Source organism: Streptomyces sp. NPDC033180 (assembly GCF_055577645.1).
Window position 1 is genome coordinate 831,935 of the sequence record NZ_JBVIPU010000002.1, and the last position, 19,081, is coordinate 851,015.

Consider the following 19,081-nt stretch of genomic DNA (forward strand, 5'->3'; position numbering starts at 1 on the left):
CCCGCGGCGCCCGGCGGTGTGGGGCAGACTGCGGCGGATGAGCGCCGTTGTGTTCACCGCCGCCGCATCGCTTGCCGCCTGGCTGTGGCTGCTGTTGGGGCAGGGCTTCTTCTGGCGCACGGACCTGCGTCTGCCGTCGCGCCGTGAACCGGACAGCTGGCCCTCGGTCTGCGTTGTGGTCCCCGCCCGTGACGAGGCCGCCGTGCTGCCCGAGAGCCTGCCCTCGCTGCTTGCCCAGGACTATCCGGGGCAGGCCGAGATCTTCCTTGTCGACGACGGGAGTTCGGACGGCACAGGAACACTGGCCCGGTCCCTTGCCGACCGGCACGGCGGGCTGCCGCTGACCGTCGGTTCACCGGGTGAGCCGCCGCCGGGCTGGACCGGCAAGCTGTGGGCCCTGCGGCACGGAATCGGCCTGGCACGCGCGCGTGAGCCCCGCTATCTGCTCCTGACCGACGCGGACATCGCCCATGAGCCGGACAGTCTGCGGGAGTTGGTCGCAGCGGCGGAGACGGCCGGTTTTGACCTTGTCTCGCTGATGGCCCGGCTGCGCGTCGCGAGCGTGTGGGAGCGGCTCGTCGTCCCGGCGTTCGTGTACTTCTTCGCGCAGCTGTATCCGTTCCGCTGGATCGCCGCGAAGGGTTCGCGCACGGCCGCGGCTGCCGGCGGATGCGTCCTGGTGAGCACGGCCGCCGCCGAGCGCGCGGGGATCCCGGACTCCATCCGGCACGCGGTGATCGACGACGTGACGCTCGCCAGGGCGGTGAAGCGCTCGGGCGGCCACATCTGGCTGGGGCTCGCGGAGCGCGTGGACAGCGTGCGCCCCTACCCCGGGCTCGGCGACCTCTGGCGGATGGTCTCGCGCAGCGCCTACGCCCAGTTGCGCCACAACCCCCTGATCCTGCTCGGCACGGTCCTGGGGCTCGCCCTGATCTATCTGGCGCCCCCGGTCGCGCTGTTCGGCGGCCTGGCCACCGGCAGCGCGGTGCCCGCCGCGCTCGGCGGGGCGGCGTGGTTCGTGATGACGGCGACGTACATCCCGATGCTGCGCTACTACCGGCAGACTCTCTGGCTCGCTCCCCTGCTGCCGTTCACCGCTTTCCTCTACCTCCTCATGACGGTGGATTCGGCGGTGCAGCACTACAGGGGGCGCGGAGCGGCGTGGAAGGGGCGGACTTACACCCGCCCCGATCCCGCTCCCGAACAGCGCTGAATCGCCCCCCCTCGAAGGCGGTTACTTCCTGCCGGGCGTCCAGTTCATGCCCCACTCGTACGCGTAGTCGATGGTGCGCTGCGGGCTCACGCCGCGCTCGGGCACCAGGTAGCGGGCCTCGCGCTGGACGAAGAGGTCGCCGTTGTTGTTCGTGATCAGTGCCAGCGCGCACACCGTGGAGGGCACCGTGCACTCGTCCAGCGAGAAGTCGATGGAGGCGCCGTGCTGCGGCTGCAGGGTGACCGTGGCGTTCAGGTCGGCGAAGCTGCGCGCTCCTTCGTAGATCGTCACGAAGATGACGATGCGCTTGAAGTCCTTGATGTGGTCGAGATTGACCGTGAGGTTCTCGCCGCTGGACACGGCTCCGGTGCGGTCGTCGCCGTCGAGCAGCAGGTACGGGGGCTGGTCAAGGGATCCGAAGGCGTTGCCGAGCGCCTGGACGACACCCTTGCGGCCGTCGGCCAGTTCGTACAGGGCGCACAGGTCCAGGTCGAGGTCCGCGTGCATCGCCACGGCCCGGCCGAGCTTGCTGGCCCAGCCCTTGAACTGCTTGCGCACCTCCCAGTTGAGGTTCACGCGCATCGCGCCTGATGTGCCGCCCTGCTTGGTGAGCGAGACGGAGGGCGCGTCCTTGGTGAGCGTGACCTTGGTGAGGCGCACGGGCTGGCCCGCGGGGGCGGCGGCGGGCGCCTGGGGTGGCGGCGGGGCCTGAACCGGGGTCGCGGGAGCCGCGGGAGGCTGTACCGCGGCCGGAGCGGGCGCCTGCGCCTGCTGCGGTTCGTCCACCGAGATCCCGTAGTCGGTGGCAAGGCCCTGGAGCCCGCTGCCGTACCCCTGTCCGACGGCACGGAACTTCCACGCGCCCTGGCGGCGGTAGAGCTCGCCGAGGACGAACGCCGTCTCCACGGTGGCGTCCTCGCTGTCGTAGCGCGCGATCTCGGCGCCGTTCGCCGCGTCGACGACCCGGATGAACAGGCCGGGGATCTGCCCGAAGGTTCCGCCGTCCGTCGAGGCGGCGAGCACCACGGTCTCGACGGCGGGCTCCACGCGCGCGAGGTCGACCACGAGCGCGTCGGTCACCCGGCCGCCGTCGGCCTTCTTGCCCTCGTGGCGCACCGCACCGGAGGAGTGGACCGCCTGGTTGTAGAAGACGAAGTCGTCGTCCGAGCGGACCTTTCCGGAAGTGGCCAGCAACAGAGCCGACGCGTCGGCGTCCGGCACCCCGGCTCCTGAAGCCCATCCCAATTCGACCCGCACGGCAGGTGCCGGCACGGGAACATTCGATCCTTTAGGCATTGTCATGTCCGCCCCCATCACAAGTTCGCATCACAAGTTCGCATCGCAAGCCGCCACTTCCGGCCGGGCCGCCGTCCCGTTCATGACCAACCTATTACCCGGACCCCCGGGAGGCCCATGTCCATCGCCGACACCCCCGCCGCACGGCCTTCTCGTCAACCGTGCGTCAACCGCCGGTAACCCGTACGGAGCTCGGCTTTTACAGGATCCCTACACCGTCGCGCGACCGATTTTTCCTAAGTTCGCTCGCATTGGGGATGCCAGGTCACTACCGACACGTAAAACAACCCTCTTATCGGTCTCCCCAACCAGCACATCAAGGGCTTAACTTATGTGTCATGACCTCCCCCCGCTCCACCTATGGCGGCGGTTACTACTCCGCGCCGTCCTTCCCGGACACTCCGATCTACGACTCCCTTGTCGCCGAGCGGGGTACTCCTCAGATCGCCCCGATCCGGGTCCCCTCCGCGTACGACACGGGCAGTCACCTGCCCGCGCTCCCGGCAGCCGCCCTGCCCGCCCTGCCGGCGGCCCCGTCCCACCACAACCCCGCGTACGGCTACGCGCAGCAGCCCGCTCCGCTGCAGCAGGCGCCCGCGCCGTACATCCCGCAGCAGCCCTCGGCGCCGCGCGGCTACCCGGGCCCCCAGCAACAACAGCGCCCCCCGGCCGGAACGGGCTACGAGGCCATGCGCCCCGCGGCACCCCGTCCCGCCCCGGCGACGTACGAGGATCCGTACAACCGCCCCTACCGCGGCTACTGACTCGCCCGCATGCGTCCCTGTCAGTGGCTGCTGGCAGGATGGCGGCATGCCGAATCCAGCGCTGCACTCGATCCACTTCTACCCGCTCAAGGCGGTCGGGGGACACGCTCCGCGTGAGGCCGTCGTCGAGCCCTGGGGGCTCGCGGGTGACCGACGGTGGATGCTGGTCGACAGCGCGGGACGAATCATTACGCAACGGCCGCATCCGAGGCTGGCGTTGGCCGCCGCCGAGCTCCTGCCCGGCGGCGGCATACGCATGTCCGCGCCCGGCCGGGAGCCGCTGACGGTCGCCGTGCCGCCCTCCGGCGAGACCGTCACGGTGGAGATCTGGAAGGACAAGGTCGAGGCGGTGCCCGCCGACGCGGCGGCGCACGCCTGGCTCAGCGCCTATCTGGACACGGACGTCCGGCTCGTCCACCTCGACGACCCCGCCACCCGGCGCCCCATCGACCCCGCGTACGCCGAGGAGGGCGAGACCGTCTCCTTCGCCGACGGGTATCCGCTGCTCCTGACCACGCTCTCCTCCCTCGACGCCCTGAACTCGCTCATCGCGCAGGGCGATCACTCCGACGAGGGGCCGCTCCCCATGAACCGTTTCCGGCCGAATGTGGTCGTGGACGGGACGGCACCCTGGGCGGAGGACGACTGGTCGCGCGTCGCGATCGGCGACGTCACCTTCCGGGTGGCCAAGAAGTGCGGTCGCTGCGTCGTGACCACCACCGACCAGCGCAGCGCGGAGCGCGGCAAGGAGCCGCTGCGGACGCTCGCCAAGCACCGCCGCTTCGGGGACCAGCTGGTCTTCGGCCAGAATCTGGTGCCGGAAACGACCGGATCGGTCCGGATCGGCGACCCGTTCACCGTCCTCGGCTGACGGGTCGGTTGAAGGTCCGCGGGGAGGGGAACTCGAAGGCCCGGCACGGACGTTGAGCGGGGATGAGAAGGGTGATCTGCCTCTCTCTTCTCCCCGTCGACGCGTGATCCGTGCCGTACGCGGTTATGACGGACGCGGAAGGCGGAAGGGGGTGCAGGACTGTGCGAGCACTCGTCGGACTCTGGCGCTGGCGGCACAATCCGCTGCGCCGGAAAACCGACCTCGTCGAAGCCTGGGTGGCCTGTGCGGCCGTGCTGCTCATCGCCGTCGCCGCGCCGCTGGCCGGCTTCGCGATCGGCGGTGCCTCGCGGGACACCCTGCTGCGGTCGGTGCGCGAACAGCACGAGGTGCGTCACGAAGTCACCGGCACGGTCGTGAAGAAGGTCTCCGGACCCCCGGTCGACCCCGACCCCGAGACGTCGTCCGCGCGCGACCGGCACAGCCGTGTACTCGCCGAGTGGACCGCTCCGGACGGCACGGCACACTCCGGCACGGTGGTCGCCGCCCTCCAGTCCCCCGACCCGGGCGACCGCTTCCGGCTCTGGACGGACGAGCGCGGCCAGGTGGTCGGCCGCCCGCTGGACGACGCGACCGCGAGCACGCACGCGGCACTGGCCGGAATAGGTGCCGCCGTGGCGGTCGCCGGACTCGTCGAAGGGGCCAGGCGACTCGTGGTCTGGCGGATCGTCCTGCGGCGCTACGACCGCTGGGACCAGGCGTGGGACAAGGCAGGGCCGGACTGGGGACGGACCGGCACCGGCTCCTGAGACGCCGAGGCCGAGCCTTCGGACCGGTGAGAGACCGGCGATGACCAGGTGAGAGCCTGGCGATCGGGTCAACTCGCCCTCGCCGCGCGCGCTACGGTGGACCGGCCGAACTCTTCGGCGCCTTGCGCGAGGTCGTGAGGTCCCGCGTACGACAAGGTGGGGGCAGAGCAACTCCATGGCACAGGGCACGGTCCAGGTGACGCACACCGGCACCTCGCGGTGGCGGCGCCGCACGGGTGAGTACGTATCGCTCGCTGCCGCCTTGGAGGCCGCGAGCGACGGGGACGTCCTCACCATCGCCCCCGGCACGTACCGCGAGAATCTCGTCGTCCAGCGGACGGTGACGCTGCGCGGCCCCGAGGGTTCACCCGGCTCCGTGCGCATCGCGCCCTCGGACGGGGTGCCGCTCACCGTCCGGTCGTCCGCCGTGGTGCAGGACCTGCACGTCGAGGGCCAGGACTCCGCCGCGCCCGCGCTGCTCATCGAGGACGGGGCGCCCGAACTCGTCGACGTGCGCGTGGTGACACGTTCCGCGACCGGCATCGAGGTGCGCGGCGGAGCGCGCCCGACCGTGCGGCGCTGCACGGTCGACAACCCCGGCGGCATCGGCATCGCCGTGCTCGACGGTGGCGGCGGCGTCTTCGAGGAGTGCGAGGTCGTCTCCGCCGGGCAGTCGGGCATCGCCGTGCGCGGCGGCGCGCACCCCCGTTTCGAGCGCTGCCGGGTGCATCACGCGTCCGGCGCGGGGCTCTCGGTGACCGGTGAGCACTCGGGGCTCGAGGCGATCGGCTGCGAGGTGTACGAGGTCAAGGGCTCGGGCGTGCAGATCACCGGCCGGGCCGCGGCGCACCTGACGGACTGCGACGTGCACCGCACGACATCGGACGGCGTCACGCTCGACACGGACGCCGTGCTCACGCTCGCCGACTGCCGCATCCACGACATCCCGGAGAACGCGATCGATCTGCGTTCCCGCTCGGTCCTGACCCTGACCCGTTCCACCGTGCGGCAGTTCGGGCGCAACGGCCTCTCGGTGTGGGACCCGGGCACGCGTGTGGACGCCAACCAGTGCGAGATCCACGACAGCACGGGCGACTACCCCGCGGTCTGGGTCAGCGACGGCGCGACGGTCGTCCTGGAGTCCTGCCGGGTGCACGACGTGCCGGACGCGCTGTTCGTCCTCGACCGCGGTTCACGTGCCGACGTCGTCGACAGCGATCTCTCCCAGGTGCGCAACACGGCGGTGTCCGTGAGCGACGGCGCCACGGCGCAGCTGGACGACTGCCGCATCCGCGACGCCGCCACCGGCGCGTGGTTCCGCGACCACGGCAGTGGCGGCACCCTGGCCAACTGCACGGTCGACGGCGTCCAGACGGGCGTCATCGTCACCAAGGGCGCCGACCCCACCATCGAGCGCTGCACGGTCACTTCACCCGCGGAGGCGGGTTTCTACGTCTCGGCGGGCGGCCGCGGCAGCCTGCACGGCTGCCGGGTGACCGACAGCGGTGGCTACGGCTTCCACGTCATCGACGGTTGCCGTACGACGCTGAAGAAGTGCCGTACGGAACGGTGCGCACGCGGCGGCTTCGAGTTCGCGGAGGACGGCCCGCTCGTCGAGGACTGCACCAGCGACGAGAGCGGCGGGGTACGGACCGCGGCCACGGCGCAGGAGGCCGCCCCGCAGACGGCCACGCAGTCCGTGGGGCTGCTCGGCGCGATCCCCGGGCAGCGAACGGACCAGGCACCCTCGAAGAACACGGTCCCCGAGCCGCCGTCCCGTTCCTCGAAGGACGTGCTCGGTGAACTCGACGCGCTGGTCGGCCTGGACAGCGTCAAGCGCGAGGTGCGCGCCCTCACCGACATGATCGAGGTGGGGCGGCGCAGACAACTCGCGGGCCTCAAGGCCGCTTCCGTGCGCCGCCATCTGGTGTTCACCGGCTCCCCCGGCACCGGCAAGACGACCGTGGCTCGGCTGTACGGCGAGATCCTGGCGTCGCTCGGTGTCCTGGAGAGCGGGCATCTGGTCGAGGTGTCGCGGGTCGACCTGGTGGGCGAGCACATCGGGTCGACGGCGATCCGCACCCAGGAGGCGTTCGACCGGGCGCGCGGCGGTGTGCTGTTCATCGACGAGGCGTACGCGCTTTCGCCCGAGGACTCCGGGCGTGACTTCGGCCGCGAGGCCATCGACACGCTGGTCAAGCTGATGGAGGACCACCGTGAGGCGGTGGTGGTGATCGTCGCGGGCTACACGGCGGAGATGAAGCGCTTCCTTTCCGTCAACCCCGGTGTGGCGTCCCGCTTCTCACGGACCATCACCTTCGGCGACTACTCCCCCGAGGAACTGCTGCGGATCGTCGAGCAGCAGGCCGACGAGCACGAGTACCGCCTGGACACGGGGACGGGCGAGGCCCTCCTGAAGTACTTCACGGCACTTCCGAAGGGCCCCGCCTTCGGCAACGGCCGCACCGCGCGCCAGACGTTCGAGGCGATGGTGGAGCGGCACGCGGGGCGCGTCGCCCAGTTCGACGAGCCGAGCACGGACGACCTCACCCTGCTGTATCCGGAGGATCTGCCGGAGTTGCCGTGACCGTCGCGGCGGGCCCGGCAGCTCCATCGGCGGTCTGCGGGCGTGGGGCGGGCACCGCGGGCTTGAGGCGGGCGAGCAGCCGGGCGCGTTCCTCGGCGAAGGCGGGATCGGCTTGGTAGTCCCCGTGGCCCAGGATCGGTGCGGGCAGCGGGTGTTCCTCCGTGCGGCCGTAGACCAGGGGGTCCTTGAGGGCGTCGCGGTCGACCTGCGGCCCGTCCCCGTCGGGCAGGACCCGGACGGGGCCGCCGATGGGGTCGGTGGTGCGATGGAGGTTCCGCCAGCAGTCGACTTCGCGGTGCAGGGAGCTGAGGGCGGCCGGACCGAAGTGGGCCGGGAACCACCGTCCGTAGAGGCGCTCCAGAGGTGAGCCGTACGTGAGGAGGGCGACCCGCTTGCGGACGGATGGCCACAACTGCCAGGCAGCGGCGGCGGCCAGGACGCTGCCCTGCGAGTGCCCGGAGATGACGAGCCTGCCGCCCGTGGCGCGCGTCGCGCGGGTCCAGGTGTGCATGCGCCAGGTGAGGTCGGGGACGGCACGCTCGGCGTAGCAGGGCGGGGCGAAGGGGTGGGCGGCACGCGGCCAGAAGGTGCCGACGTCCCACAGGATGCCGATGGTGCGGCGTGCGGACGGATCGCGGTAGGCGCGGCGGCCCCACGTCACGAACAATATGAAGCCGAAGCCGATCAGCCAGGAGCCGAGCGCCTGCGAGGTCTCGGCAGCCCCTTCGAAGAACAGGGGCAGCCCCTGCGCGGCCTCGCTCGGTACTCTCTCACTGGCCCAGGCGCCGACGAGCGCACCCGCGCCGAGCAGCAGCGTCGCCGCCGACGTGATGCCCACAAGCAGCGGAGCACGGTCGGTGAGGGCGGCACGCGCGCGCGTGCCCGCGATGCGGCGGCTGCGGGCCGTGTCCTTCGGCTCGCCCGGGTATTCGAGCGGGATGGTCGCGCGGTCGCGGCGTGCCCGCCGCCAGGTGCGGACGCCGAGCCAGCCGCAGAGCGCCGCGAGGACCACGAGGAGGGGCGGGATCACGGACGCCTGCCAGGTCAGGAGCACGGGTGGGCCGTCGATGGTGCCGCCGGAGCCGGGCTCCCCCGCGCCGTCGAGCCAGTCGGCGACGCGCTGGGCACCGCCGCCGGACATCACACCGCCGAGCGCGCAGGACAGCATCGCGACCGCGGGTCCCGCGAAGCCCCGCAGGGCGGTGCGCGGGTCGGGTGCCGTGCGGTAGAGGACGCGGGCGACCACCGCGAGGGCGATGACAAGGAGCCCTTGGCCGAGGGCGATGGCTCCGAAGGTCGCGTTGCCCGGCAGCCTGCCCTCGGAGGTCCAGTCGGGGCGAGACCACCCTGCGTACAGGAGAGTCAGGACGAGCAGGGTGAGCGCGCCCAGGGGCAGCCTGCGGATCAGTTTCTCGTCGAGGTGCCGGTCCAGCTTGTTCTCGCTGCGGCCCCTGCGCCAGACCACCAGGACGACGAAGGCGCCGCCCAGGACGAGCGTCACATCCAGGATCCAACCGACGGCATCGAGCAGCGCGGGCCCGCCGGTGCGCCGGTCGTGGCGCGCGGCCGAGGTGCCGACCGCGGCGGCCACCGTGAGGAACCCGGCGGCTGTGTGCGCGGCACGCAGCCGGGCCACGAGACGGCGCCCGTACCAGAAGCCGGGCTTGCCGAGCGCGGTGCGTCCGGCCTCCTCCTCCGGGTCGGCCTGGTGGGGCAGCGGCGTCTGGGACTCGTATGCGCTCCAGGTGCGCTGGGACAGGTACCAGAGCAGCCCGGTGAGGGCGGCGGGCAGCAGGGCGGCGAAGGCGAGGCGGCGTCCCGGCTGGCTCCACCATCCGCCGTTTCCGGAGGCGTCGGTCGCCAGGAAGCCGAGCCAGGAACGGTCGGCGGAGCACGCGGGAATGCCGGCGCACTGCCAGGCCGTCAGGTCGATGGCGACCTCACAGGCGGCGGCGACGAGCAGGACGGTGAGGGTGAGTCCGGTCAGGCGCACCAGAAGGCCGTACATGCGGACGGTCTTGCGCATGCGCCGCGAGGTGGGGCGCATCCAGTGCGCGAGGTTGACCACCATGAACGGCAGCAGCAGGAGCCACAGGGCCCGCGAGCCGTTCCCCGAGGTCAGGTTGCACCAGACGTACGCCTCCGGTACCGGCTTGCCCCGGTAGTCGTCCGGGCGCTTCTCGGCGTCGGCGTCCTCGGTGCGGCGGAACACGGCCGCCGTCCCGTCGCCGGAGACGCGGACGGTCCTGGGGTCGCCCAGCATCTCTTCGGGTGTGGTGCCCCCCACTCCGTGGACGAGGAGTTCGAGAGCCGTCTCTTCTCTGTGCTCAGCTGCCACTGTTCGCTTCCCCCGATGTGCGCGTGTTCCCCCGAACGTGCGCGTGGTCAGGGAGGAAGGATCTCCACTCCACGCCCTGTCCACACCCACCGTCACGTAATCTCCCCGTTCCGGGTGAGCGCACGGACTCGGGCGGTGGGCCGCCTGTCGGTGGCACATGCGAGGATGAGGCAGCGCCATGGACAGGCGCGACGGGTGTGACGAGGCAGAAGGGCCGGGACGGACGTGAGTGAGAATCAGAACCTCCTCGCGGAGCAGCGCCGCGCCTTGATCCTCGATGAGGTACGCCGCAGGGGCGGGGTCCGTGTCAATGAACTGACCCGCAAGCTGGGTGTGTCGGACATGACGGTCCGCCGCGATCTCGACGCCCTCGCCCGCCAGGGCGTGCTGGAGAAGGTGCACGGCGGCGCCGTCCCGGTGGTGGAGGCGAGCACGCACGAGCCGGGGTTCGAGGCCAAGTCGGGCCTGGAGCTGAACGCCAAGGAGGACATCGCGCGCACCGCGGCCTCCCTGGTGGCGCCGGGCACGGCGATCGCGCTCTCCGGCGGCACGACGACGTACGCGCTGGCCCACCACCTCCTGGACGTGCCGGACTTGACGGTGGTGACGAACTCGGTGCGCGTCGCGGACGTCTTCCACTCCGCGCAGCGCACCTCGGGCCGGCGTCAGGGAGCGGCCACCGTCGTCCTCACGGGCGGTGTGCGCACTCCGTCGGACTCGCTGGTCGGCCCGGTCGCCGACCAGGCGATCGGCGCCCTGCACTTCGATGTGCTCTTCCTGGGTGTGCACGGCATTTCGGCAAAGGCCGGCCTGTCCACGCCGAACCTCGCGGAGGCGGAGACCAACCGGCGTCTGGTGCAGTCGGCGCGGCGGGTCATCGTGGTCGCCGACCACACCAAGTGGGGCACGGTGGGCCTCAGTTCGTTCGCCACCCTGGATCAGGTCGACACACTGGTGACGGATGCGGGTCTGCCCGCTCAGGCACGGGTGGAGATCTCCGAGCGTCTGCGGCGCCTGGTGGTCACGGGCGAGCGCGAGGAGCCGGGGGCCGACGAGCAGGGTGAGCAGGACGAGAGCGTTGGGCAGGCGGGGAACACCGGGAGCACCGCAGACATCTGACGGACCGCCAGCTATGGTGTCCGTGCCCGGTCAACGACCCGATCCCGCTTGGGGGCTGAGTTCGATGGCACGCCGACTGAGGCCCGTGGGGCTCGAGTTCACCGAGTCCGCTCCGCTGCGTCTGGTCTTCGCACGCGAGGTGAGCGCCTCCCCGGAGGCGGTGTACCGCGCGCTCGCCGACGACATGGCCGGCTGGCCCGAGTGGTTCACGGCGGTCACGCTGTGCCGGCCCACCGACGGCGCGGACGGCAGCAAGGGCCGCGAGGTCCGGCTCAAGGGCGGCACGCGCTTCTGGGAGACGGTCGTCGCGACGGACGCGCCGGAGCGGTACGCCTACCGCGTCGACGAGACGAACGCCCCGGGCCTGCGCGCCCTGCTCGAGGAGTGGCGGCTCACCCCGGCCGGGACCGGCACCCGCGTGCAGTGGACGTTCGCCGCGGACGGCGCCGCGCCCTTCCGATTCTTCCTGAAGCTCGGCAGGGCGGGCATGGGCCGGGCCTTCCGCGACGCCGTCACGGCCCTGGACCGACGTCTGGCGGCGGCCAACGCCTGACCCCTGTGCGGCCGTTGCGGGTTTCTAGGTCCACGTGCCGTTCGCCAGAAGGGACTTGATGGCAGCCGCGTACGGCGTGATGTCCAGCCCCTGTTCGGCCAGCCACGCGTCCGAGTAGTACTTGTCCAGATAGCGGTCGCCCGGGTCGCAGATGAGCGTGACGACACTGCCCGTGCGACCCTCGGCCACCATCTCGGCGACGATCTTCAGGGAGCTCCACAGACCGGTGCCGGTCGAGCCGCCCGCCTTGCGGCCGATCGCCTGCTCCAGGGCGCGCACGGCGGCGACACTCGCCGCGTCCGGCACCTTCATCATGCGGTCGATCGCGCCGGGCACGAAGCTGGGCTCCATGCGCGGCCTGCCGATGCCCTCGATGCGGGAGCCGCAGTCGCTGGTGGCGTCCGGATCGTGGTTGGTCCAGCCGTCGAAGAAGCACGAGTTCTCGGGGTCGGCGACGCAGAGCCGGGTGTCGTGCTGCATGTAGTGGACGTAGCGGGCGATGGTCGCCGATGTGCCGCCCGTGCCCGCCGTGGCGACGATCCACGCGGGCTCCGGGTAGCGTTCCAGCCTCATCTGCTGGTAGATCGACTCGGCGATGTTGTTGTTCCCTCGCCAGTCCGTCGCCCGTTCCGCGTAGGTGAACTGGTCCATGTAGTGGCCGCCGGTCTCGACGGCGAGGGCGGCCGACTCGGCGTACATCGTGCGTGAGTCGTCCACGAAGTGACACTGGCCGCCGTGGAATTCGATCAGTCGGCCCTTCTCGGCGCTGGTCGTGCGCGGCATCACCGCGATGAAGGGCACCCCGACCAGCTTCGCGAAGTACGCCTCGGAGACGGCTGTCGAGCCGCTGGAGGCCTCGATGACCGGCCGTCCTGGCCGGATCCAGCCGTTGCACAGGCCGTAGAGGAAGAGCGAGCGGGCGAGGCGGTGTTTGAGGCTGCCCGTCGGGTGGGTCGACTCATCCTTGAGATACAGGTCGATGCCCCACTGTTCCGGCAGCGGGAAGCGCAACAGGTGCGTGTCGGCGGAACGGTTGGCATCCGCCTGCACTTTGCGTACGGCTTCTTTGAGCCAGGCCCGGTACTCCGCGTCGCTGCGGTCCACGTCGAGCGTGGTCATCGGCTCGTCGGCTTGATCCTGCTGTGTGGTGCTCACCGCGCGGCTCCTTGGCGTCAACCTGGCCGCGCTCGGAGCGGGCCGGACGCCTCGATCATAGGCACCTTCCACACGCTTCTCACCTGCATAAACACACCTTTGAGCACCTCAAAGCCACACCTGGCGCAGTCGGTGGGCACCGAGGCGCGGCACACTGGGGAGGAAACGTGGTCCACTGGTGACCGCGTCTCCATACGCACTGGTGCTCGCCTTCTCATGCGTGCAGACTGCACCGCACGGGAAGGCGGTCCCGTACGGACGACATATCGAAGCTCAAGGGGGCGGAACGTCATGGCGGAGCCGGAGTTCACGGCCACAGGCGTGCGGATCGGACGACGACTGCGCTCCCTCACCCGGGCGGGTCAAATCCGTATCACCGACGGCAGGTTCGAGCTGCTGACCAGTTACGGCAGCGAGATCGACAGCGCGCCGGTGCAGACGGTGCGGGCCGGCAAGCCATGGTTCGCCGCCGACGACCGCGCCCTTGCCGAACTGAACGGCACGCGCTATCGACTCACCCTCGCCGATCACGAGCCCGCGCCCGGCAAATCGGGACCGCCCACGGTGCGCAGGTTCATCGACGCGGTACGCAGGGCCAAAGGCAACAGGGCGCACGCCTGAGGAGCCATCGCGCACCCGGCCGGGGTGGCGCGAGTTGCACGCCCGCACCCCCTGAGTCACTCTGGTCACACATCACTCTGGGTTCACCGGCGATGACGCTGCGAACCAGCCCGCCGGCCGCGAACAGCAGCCGGCAGACCCCGCGGCCGCTGCTGGATCCGATCGTCGTCTTCTTCCGGACCGCAATTCGGGGAGTCGCAGCCGTGATCAGCCAGCCAAGCAGGTATTGCACGGTGGAGCTTCAGGCTCTGCCGTCGCGGATCGGCCAGGTACGCAGAATCGTATCGGCGCAGTTGCGCTACTGGCATCTCGATCCGTTGATAGACCAGGCCGCGCTCGGTGTGACCGAGCTCCTGACCAACGTGCACCGGCACGCACAGCCGGACAAGGCGTGCACTGTGGAGATCGAGCTGCTGCTCGACCGCCTCACGGTCTCCGTGCACGACCACGACCCCCGCCTGCCCGAGGTCCACGACGCCGAGGCGTTCGCGACCTGTGGCCGCGGCCTCGCCATGGTCGCCGCCGTCAGCGAGAGCTGGGGGGTACGCCCCGACGGCGATACGGGCAAGGTCGTCTGGTTCACTCTCCCGGCCCCTACACCCGTCGGCGCACTCGCGCCCGCATTCCCGGCGTACGGCGCGGCCACCACGGGCCCCTTCGCGGACCTGGGCGCCGGACCGCGGTCCCTCGCCGACGGGCACGCGCCCGGACATGCTCCCGCCCGGTCGGCCGTTGTCGGCTGACCGGGCGGTGACAGGCCCCGCGGGGCGGGCGTGCTACGTCACTCGGTGGCGATGGCACGCAGCACGTCCAGGCGTGCGGCCCGTCGTGCCGGGCGCAGACCCGCGAGGGCTCCCGCCGTCAGGCCCACCAGGACGACCACCGCAAGCTGAACGGGTGGCACCGCGAACGCGAAAGCACTGCTCGTCGCGCCGTCCGAGGCCTTGACGAGCACCCAGCCGAGGAAGCCGCCGAGCACCAGGCCACCGGCCGTACCGAAGGCGGCGACCAGCACCGACTCCCAGCGGACCATGGCCCGCAGCTGCGCCCTGGTCTGTCCGACGGCACGCAACAGGCCGAGCTCACGGGTCCGTTCGTGAATGGCCAGAGTCAGCGTGTTGGCGATGCCGAGCAGAGCGATCAGGACCGCGAGCGCGAGCAGGGCGTAGACCAGCGTGAGCATCATGTCGATGCCGCCCGCCGCGGACTGCGCGTACTCACCTCGGGTCTGCACATCGGGATTGCCGTACTCCTGGGCGACCTTGGAGACCGCGGCCTTGCCGTCGTCCGCGCTCACGCCGTCCTTGAAGCTGACGGAGACGAGGCTGTCGGCGTCCTGCATGCGGTGCGGTGCCCAGGCCTCGCGGGTGACGACGTAGTCCCCCGCGAGCTCCGACAGGCCGTACAGCGCACGGACGGTGAAGGTGGCCTTCTTTCCGTCGGCGAAGGCCAGCTCGGTCTTGGAGCCGACCTCGAGGTCCTGCTTCTCGGCCTCCGCGCGGGTGATCGCGATGCCGTTGGTGCCGAGGCCGTCAAGGGACCCCTCGACCTTGCCGAGGTCGAAGGACTTGGCGAAGGGGCCCGGGTCGGTGACCGTCAGGGCCCGCCCCTCACCGTCGACCTCCGCCGCGCCCTTGCCGAGGCCGACCGCGGTCGCGACCTCCGACTGCTCGGCGAGCGCCGGGGCCAGCTTGGGGCTGAGCCCGCTGCCGCCCGCGCCGAAGCCGGGGGTGCTGATGGCGAGGTCGCCGGCGAAGGAACGGTTCACCGTCTGGTCCATGGTCGCCTTCAGGGAGGCGCCGAAGACCGTGAAGAGCGAGACGACGGCGACGCCGATCATCAGGGCGCTCGCGGTGGCGGCGGTCCGCTTGGGGCTGCGCAGGGCGTTGCGCCGGGCGAGTCCGCCCGTGACGCCGCGCATCCGGTCGAGGGGCCCGCCGAGAATACGTACCGCTCGCGAGGAAGCGACCGGACCGAGTACCACGAACGCGACGAGCGCGAGGACCGCCCCGGCTCCGGCCAGCCACACGGACGGGCTGACCAGGACGCCGGTCAGCGAGAGGCCCACGGCGGCGAGCGCGAGCAGCGCACCCGCGACGGCGCGCGTCCGCGAGGCTCCGGAGTGGTCGACGGCGGTCTCGCGCAGCGCCGCCAGCGGTGCGGTGCGACCGGCGCGTACGGCGGGCAGCAGGGCGGAGCCCAGACAGACCACGATGCCGACGGCGAGCGGTAGCAGCATCGACAGGCCGCTGATCACCAAGTCGCCCTCGGGGAAGGGGAACCCGATGGCCGGGAAGAGTGCCTGGAGCCCGGCCGCGATCCCGATGCCACCCGCGAGGCCCGCGACGGACGCGGCCACGGCGACCACGCTCGCCTCGACCAGGGTGGCCGCGGTGACCTGGCGGCGCGAGGCGCCGAGTGCGCGCAGGAGGGCGTTCTCGCGGGTGCGCTGGGCGACGACGATCGCGAAGGTGTTGTGGATGCTGAAGGTGGCGACAAGCAGCGCAATCCCGGAGAAGACCAGCAGGAAGCTGGTGAAGAGCGTCAGGAACTGGCCGGAGATGTTCTCGGTGTTCTCCGCCGCCGACGCCTCGCCGGTGATCGCCTCAACTCCCCTGGGCAGTACGGGACTCAGCGCGTCGACGAGTTCCTGCTCGCTCACGCCGGGCCCGGCCCGCACCTGGATGGTCGCGGCCTCACCGGGCTTCGGCGTGAGGTACTTCTCGGCGTCGGCCTGCGTCATGCCGGTGAAGGTGGTCTGCGCCATGCCGTCCTCGCCGCCGAAGGTCGCGAGGCCCACGATCGTCACCTGGACGGGGTCGGGGGTGCGCAGCGTGGTCGTGTCGCCGATCCTCAGGTCGCCGGATTCGGCGGCGCCACGGTTGACGACGACCTCGCCGGACCTGGCGGGGGCGCGGCCGTCGGCCAGCTGGTAGGCGTTCAGCTCTTTGTCGTCGATCCAGTTGCCGGCGAGGGTGGGCGGGCCTTCGCCGCCGATGGGCTCCCGGTCCTTGCCGAGGAGCTGGCCCGCGCCCTGGATGCTGGGCGCGGCGGCGACGACGCCGTCGGTCTGCTCGATCCTCTCGACGAGCGAGGTCTTGACGGGCTGCCGGGTGCCCTGGCTGTCGTCGGGTGTGGTGATGGTGTCGGCGCTGCGGACGACGGCGTCGGTGCCGCTCGTCGCGTTGCCGAACATCGTGTCGAAGCTGCCGCGCAGGGTGTCGCCCATGACGAGCGTGCCCGCCAGGAAGGCGACACCGAGCATGACCGCGAGGAACGTACCGGCGAAGCGTCGTTTGTGGCCTCGCAGCGAGGAGAGGCTGATGCGTGCGGTGGAACTGAGGGAACTCATGACAGAGGTGCTACTCATGACGGTGGTGCCCCCTTGGCATCGAAGGCCTTGAGCCGGTCGAGGACCTTGTCGGCGGTCGGCTCCGCCATCCGGTCCACGAGGCGGCCGTCGGCGAGGAAGACGACCTCGTCGGCGTGGGCCGCGGCCACCGGGTCGTGGGTGACCATGACGACGGTGCGGCCCATCTGCCGTACGGCGCGGCCGAGCAGGCCAAGGACCTCCTCGCCGGAGCGCGAGTCGAGGTTGCCGGTCGGCTCGTCGGCGAAGACGACGTCGGGCCGGCCCGCGAACGCCCGTGCCACGGCAACACGTTGCTGCTGTCCGCCGGAGAGCTCGGCGGGCCGGTGGTGGAGCCGGTCACGCAGCCCCACCACATCGATGAGGGCGTCGGTCCACTCGGCTGACGCTCCGTCACCACGCCTGCCCGCGAGGTCCGTCGGGAGCGTGATGTTCTCGGCGACGGTCAGCGTCGGCACCAGGTTGAAGGCCTGGAAGACGAAGCCGATGCGGTCGCGGCGCAGCAGCGTGAGACGGCGGTCGTCGAGCGCGCCAAGTTCGGTGTCGCCGATGTGGGCGGACCCCGAGGTGAGGGTGTCGAGGCCCGCGGCACAGTGCATCAGGGTGGACTTGCCCGAGCCCGACGGGCCCATGATCGCGGTGAAGCGTCCGGCGGGAAAGCCGACGCTCACCCCGTCCAGGGCCCGCACGGCGGTGTCGCCACCGCCGTAGACCTTGACGGCCTCGGTGACCCGCGCGGCGTCGACGGTGGCGGTGCCGCTTCGGTGTCCGGTCGCGGTGGTCATGCCGCACCACCCTTGGAGGCGCGACCGAACTCCTCGTTCAGGACGGACAGACGCCGCCAGTACTCGTCCTCGTCGATCTCGCCGGATGCGAACCGGCGGCCGAGCACGGCGATGGGCGAGTTCTCGTCGACGCGTACGTTCCGCTCGGCGCCGTCCCGCTGCCACGGTGCGCGGCGGCCACGCCACACGGTGCGGCGCAGGAGGGTGATGCCGCCGATCACGACGGCCGCCCAGATGAGCGGGAAGAACAGGATCCACGGGCCGGGCCCGCCGTCGAAGTGAGCCAGGGTGTTCATGGTGTCCATCTCCTCGGGAGCGTGTCTTGTGTGCGGGGTCTCGTGCGATATCTCGAGACTCGCGCTCCGAGGGGGTCCGAGTCGTCGTACGGGCAGCGGCACTGCGCGTACCACTCCGGGAGTACGTGGGGGCCGCGGGGCTGCTTCCGGGGGTGCCCCCAGGGGCAGTTCCCGGGGCGGCTCCCGGGGACTGCTCCCGGGGCGGGCCGAGTCTGTACCTATAGGTAGGTACAGAGCGCAGCCCAGAGTTGGGTACAGCGCGCACCAATCGACCCATGCGCCTCTAGACCTCTGTACCTACTAGTATGTACAGTAGCTGCATGAGCACCCCGGAGCGTCTGATCGAGTCCACCCGCGAACTCCTGTGGGAGCGCGGTTACGTCGGCACGAGCCCCAAGGCGATCCAGCAGCACGCGGGCGCCGGGCAGGGCAGCATGTACCACCACTTCGCCGGGAAGCCCGACCTGGCACTCGCCGCCATCAGGCGCACGGCGGACGAAATGCGCGCCACGGCCGAGGGCGTGCTCGGCGGCACAGGATCGGCGTACGAACGCATCGAGGCTTATCTGCTGCGCGAGCGCGACGTCCTGCGCGGCTGCCCGGTCGGACGACTCACGATGGACCCGGATGTCATCACGAGCGACGAGCTGCGCGCGCCCGTCACCGAGACGCTCGACTGGCTGCGGGACCGCGTCGCCGGGATCGTCGAAGAGGGCCAGCAGCGGGGCGAGTTCGCGGCCACGCTCGACGCGCGGGCGATCGCGGCGACGGTTGTCGCGACGGTCCAGGGCGGCTATGTACTGGCCCGCGCCTCGGGGTCGCCCGCGGCTTTCGACACCGGCGTACGCGGCTTGCTCGCCCTCCTTTTCGCCGCCACCACCCCATCTCCGTAAAGGACTTGAAGAGAAGTGCACATCACGCGCAACCGCCCCGACAGCCAGGCGGGCCCCGCCGAGAACTTCACCGGCACGGTATGGCTGGATGAGATCGCCGCACCCCCCTCCCCCTCCCGGCTACGGATGTTCAACGTCCACTTCGCCCCCGGAGCGCACACCGCCTGGCACCGCCATCCGCACGGCCAGGTTCTGCACGTCCTGGAGGGCGAGGGCCTGGTACAGCGCAGGGGAGGAGAGGCGGAGACGATCCGCGCGGGCGACACCGTCTGGATCGAGCCGGATGAATGGCACTGGCACGGCGCCGCGCCCCGCACCTTCATGACGCACCTGGCGGTCGTCGAGGCGACGGACGACGGCACGACCACGCATTGGGACGCCCACGTGGGGGCGCACGAGTACCCGGCGGCTGCAGACGCGTACCCGGCGGCTTGATCCAGAGGAGCGAACCAC

General features: G+C 71.2%; 17 protein-coding genes. 11 read left to right on the forward strand and 6 right to left on the reverse strand.

Going from position 1 to position 19,081, the window contains the following annotated elements; translation table 11 throughout:
* Positions 1–37 precede the first annotated feature (37 nt).
* Entirely contained in the window at positions 38–1,213 is a 1,176-nt protein-coding gene (locus ACZ5WE_RS10445) for a glycosyltransferase (protein ID WP_467683868.1), read from the forward strand.
* Between the two features lie 21 nt (positions 1,214–1,234).
* Here the strand turns inward: ACZ5WE_RS10445 and ACZ5WE_RS10450 are convergent, their stop codons facing one another.
* Positions 1,235–2,527, reverse strand: coding sequence for a TerD family protein (locus tag ACZ5WE_RS10450; RefSeq protein ID WP_467683867.1), 1,293 nt, complete (start codon positions 2,525–2,527; stop codon positions 1,235–1,237).
* A 320-nt stretch (positions 2,528–2,847) separates the two neighbouring features.
* Here ACZ5WE_RS10450 and ACZ5WE_RS10455 point away from each other — a divergent pair, with 320 nt between their 5' ends.
* From ACZ5WE_RS10455 to ACZ5WE_RS10470, 4 genes are all read left to right on the forward strand, one after another.
* Positions 2,848–3,273, forward strand: coding sequence for a DUF6643 family protein (locus ACZ5WE_RS10455; RefSeq protein WP_467683865.1), 426 nt, complete (start codon positions 2,848–2,850; stop codon positions 3,271–3,273).
* A gap of 46 nt (positions 3,274–3,319) precedes the next feature.
* Positions 3,320–4,144, forward strand: a complete 825-nt coding sequence (locus ACZ5WE_RS10460; RefSeq protein ID WP_467683863.1) for an MOSC domain-containing protein — start codon at positions 3,320–3,322, stop codon at positions 4,142–4,144.
* Positions 4,145–4,305: 161 nt separating this feature from the next.
* Positions 4,306–4,911 carry an Rv1733c family protein gene (locus ACZ5WE_RS10465; RefSeq protein ID WP_467683862.1) on the forward strand — a complete coding sequence of 202 codons (606 nt, stop codon included), beginning with the start codon at positions 4,306–4,308 and terminating at the stop codon, positions 4,909–4,911.
* Positions 4,912–5,086: 175 nt separating this feature from the next.
* Positions 5,087–7,498 (forward strand): right-handed parallel beta-helix repeat-containing protein, encoded by a 2,412-nt coding sequence (locus ACZ5WE_RS10470; RefSeq protein WP_467683860.1) that lies wholly within the window; start codon positions 5,087–5,089, stop codon positions 7,496–7,498.
* Here ACZ5WE_RS10470 and ACZ5WE_RS10475 read toward each other — a convergent pair.
* The gene (locus tag ACZ5WE_RS10475) at positions 7,458–9,761 is read right to left on the reverse strand and encodes a hypothetical protein (protein ID WP_467685136.1); all 2,304 of its coding nucleotides are present in this window, start codon (positions 9,759–9,761) and stop codon (positions 7,458–7,460) included. The genes ACZ5WE_RS10470 and ACZ5WE_RS10475 overlap by 41 nt on opposite strands.
* Positions 9,762–10,061: 300 nt before the next feature.
* On the opposite strand from ACZ5WE_RS10475, the gene ACZ5WE_RS10480 reads away from it, so the two are divergent.
* Positions 10,062–10,955: a DeoR/GlpR family DNA-binding transcription regulator gene (locus tag ACZ5WE_RS10480; protein WP_467683858.1), complete on the forward strand. Its 894-nt coding sequence runs from the start codon at positions 10,062–10,064 to the stop codon at positions 10,953–10,955.
* Between the two features lie 64 nt (positions 10,956–11,019).
* A complete protein-coding gene (locus ACZ5WE_RS10485) occupies positions 11,020–11,508 on the forward strand; it encodes an SRPBCC family protein (RefSeq protein ID WP_467683856.1) in 489 nt (162 codons plus the stop codon).
* 24 nt (positions 11,509–11,532) lie between these two features.
* On the opposite strand, the gene cds1 is transcribed toward ACZ5WE_RS10485, so the two are convergent.
* Positions 11,533–12,627, reverse strand: coding sequence for an L-cysteine desulfhydrase Cds1 (gene cds1 / locus ACZ5WE_RS10490; protein WP_467685134.1), 1,095 nt, complete (start codon positions 12,625–12,627; stop codon positions 11,533–11,535).
* A 327-nt stretch (positions 12,628–12,954) separates the two neighbouring features.
* Between cds1 and ACZ5WE_RS10495 the strand changes: the two genes are divergently transcribed.
* Positions 12,955–13,284 (forward strand): hypothetical protein, encoded by a 330-nt coding sequence (locus ACZ5WE_RS10495; protein ID WP_467683854.1) that lies wholly within the window; start codon positions 12,955–12,957, stop codon positions 13,282–13,284.
* 203 nt (positions 13,285–13,487) lie between these two features.
* Complete coding sequence (locus ACZ5WE_RS10500; protein ID WP_467683852.1) at positions 13,488–14,027, forward strand: ATP-binding protein; 540 nt, start codon at positions 13,488–13,490, stop codon at positions 14,025–14,027.
* Positions 14,028–14,065: 38 nt separating this feature from the next.
* On the opposite strand, the gene ACZ5WE_RS10505 is transcribed toward ACZ5WE_RS10500, so the two are convergent.
* Genes ACZ5WE_RS10505 through ACZ5WE_RS10515 form a run of 3 tightly spaced genes read right to left on the reverse strand, consistent with a single transcriptional unit; the run spans position 14,066 to position 17,735 of the window.
* Positions 14,066–16,636 (reverse strand): ABC transporter permease, encoded by a 2,571-nt coding sequence (locus tag ACZ5WE_RS10505; RefSeq protein WP_467683850.1) that lies wholly within the window; start codon positions 16,634–16,636, stop codon positions 14,066–14,068.
* A 14-nt stretch (positions 16,637–16,650) separates the two neighbouring features.
* Positions 16,651–17,439, reverse strand: coding sequence for an ABC transporter ATP-binding protein (locus ACZ5WE_RS10510; protein WP_467683848.1), 789 nt, complete (start codon positions 17,437–17,439; stop codon positions 16,651–16,653).
* The gene (locus ACZ5WE_RS10515; protein ID WP_467683846.1) at positions 17,436–17,735 is read right to left on the reverse strand and encodes an SHOCT domain-containing protein; all 300 of its coding nucleotides are present in this window, start codon (positions 17,733–17,735) and stop codon (positions 17,436–17,438) included. Before ACZ5WE_RS10515 ends, ACZ5WE_RS10510 begins: the two co-directional genes overlap by 4 nt.
* 320 nt (positions 17,736–18,055) lie before the next feature.
* Between ACZ5WE_RS10515 and ACZ5WE_RS10520 the strand changes: the two genes are divergently transcribed.
* Together ACZ5WE_RS10520 and ACZ5WE_RS10525 are read left to right on the forward strand one after the other, a co-directional pair.
* On the forward strand, positions 18,056–18,628 hold the full coding sequence (locus ACZ5WE_RS10520) for a TetR/AcrR family transcriptional regulator (protein ID WP_467683845.1): 573 nt from the start codon (positions 18,056–18,058) through the stop codon (positions 18,626–18,628).
* A 15-nt stretch (positions 18,629–18,643) separates the two neighbouring features.
* On the forward strand, positions 18,644–19,063 hold the full coding sequence (locus ACZ5WE_RS10525) for a (R)-mandelonitrile lyase (protein ID WP_467683843.1): 420 nt from the start codon (positions 18,644–18,646) through the stop codon (positions 19,061–19,063).
* The last annotated feature ends 18 nt before the right edge of the window (positions 19,064–19,081 follow it).

Excerpts from the sequence above, each read along its gene's own strand:
- ACZ5WE_RS10445 (WP_467683868.1), top strand. The coding sequence starts at position 38 with ATGAGCGCCGTTGTGTTCACCGCCGCCGCATCGCTTGCCGCCTGGCTG.
- ACZ5WE_RS10450 (WP_467683867.1), bottom strand. The coding sequence starts at position 2,527 with ATGGGGGCGGACATGACAATGCCTAAAGGATCGAATGTTCCCGTGCCG.
- ACZ5WE_RS10455 (WP_467683865.1), top strand. The coding sequence starts at position 2,848 with ATGACCTCCCCCCGCTCCACCTATGGCGGCGGTTACTACTCCGCGCCG.
- ACZ5WE_RS10460 (WP_467683863.1), top strand. The coding sequence starts at position 3,320 with ATGCCGAATCCAGCGCTGCACTCGATCCACTTCTACCCGCTCAAGGCG.
- ACZ5WE_RS10470 (WP_467683860.1), top strand. The coding sequence starts at position 5,087 with ATGGCACAGGGCACGGTCCAGGTGACGCACACCGGCACCTCGCGGTGG.
- ACZ5WE_RS10475 (WP_467685136.1), bottom strand. The coding sequence starts at position 9,761 with ATGCTGGGCGACCCCAGGACCGTCCGCGTCTCCGGCGACGGGACGGCG.
- ACZ5WE_RS10485 (WP_467683856.1), top strand. The coding sequence starts at position 11,020 with ATGGCACGCCGACTGAGGCCCGTGGGGCTCGAGTTCACCGAGTCCGCT.
- cds1 (WP_467685134.1), bottom strand. The coding sequence starts at position 12,627 with ATGACCACGCTCGACGTGGACCGCAGCGACGCGGAGTACCGGGCCTGG.
- ACZ5WE_RS10495 (WP_467683854.1), top strand. The coding sequence starts at position 12,955 with ATGGCGGAGCCGGAGTTCACGGCCACAGGCGTGCGGATCGGACGACGA.
- ACZ5WE_RS10505 (WP_467683850.1), bottom strand. The coding sequence starts at position 16,636 with ATGAGTTCCCTCAGTTCCACCGCACGCATCAGCCTCTCCTCGCTGCGA.
- ACZ5WE_RS10510 (WP_467683848.1), bottom strand. The coding sequence starts at position 17,439 with ATGACCACCGCGACCGGACACCGAAGCGGCACCGCCACCGTCGACGCC.
- ACZ5WE_RS10515 (WP_467683846.1), bottom strand. The coding sequence starts at position 17,735 with ATGAACACCCTGGCTCACTTCGACGGCGGGCCCGGCCCGTGGATCCTG.
- ACZ5WE_RS10520 (WP_467683845.1), top strand. The coding sequence starts at position 18,056 with ATGAGCACCCCGGAGCGTCTGATCGAGTCCACCCGCGAACTCCTGTGG.